The 423-nt window shown below is 67.4% G+C and carries 1 protein-coding gene; it reads left to right on the top strand.

Going from position 1 to position 423, the window contains the following annotated elements; all coding sequences use genetic code 11:
• Nucleotides 1-423: DUF5753 domain-containing protein (locus G3I17_RS39395; protein ID WP_239063352.1), on the top strand; the 423-nt coding region annotated here is incomplete at both ends.

Here is a 423-nt window from a genome sequence, read left to right as displayed (position 1 = left end):
GCTACCGGCGCTATATGGCGCTGGAGGCGGAGGCCGTAAGCCTGTGGCACTTCGCGGTGAGCGTGCTGCCGGGGCTGTTGCAGACGCCGGGGTACGCGCGTGAAGTACTGGCGGCTGGTGGGCTCAAGGAACCGGAGCTGACTCAGCAGGTCGAAGCGAGGATGGGGCGGCGGGAGCTGTTGGAGGGCCAGAGCCCACCGCAGTTCCGCACCATTCTCTCGGAGGCGGTGCTGCGGACCACCCTCCGCGAGCCCGGCCAGTGGCGGGAGCAGTTGGAGTACCTGCGGGATATGGGGGAGCGGGACGGGATGACCGTCCAGGTGTCGCGGTTCAGTGCGGGGCTGCACGGCCTCACCAACGCTGACGTGATGTTTCTTCGTCTGGCTGAGGGGCGTACCGTGGCCTACACAGAGAATGGGTACC

Origin of the sequence: Streptomyces sp. SID13031, from assembly GCF_010548305.1 — a bacterium.
Lineage (GTDB): Bacteria > Actinomycetota > Actinomycetes > Propionibacteriales > Kribbellaceae > Kribbella.
The sequence above is the reverse complement of the archived record's forward strand: the minus strand, read 5'-3'. Positions and strand labels throughout refer to the sequence as shown.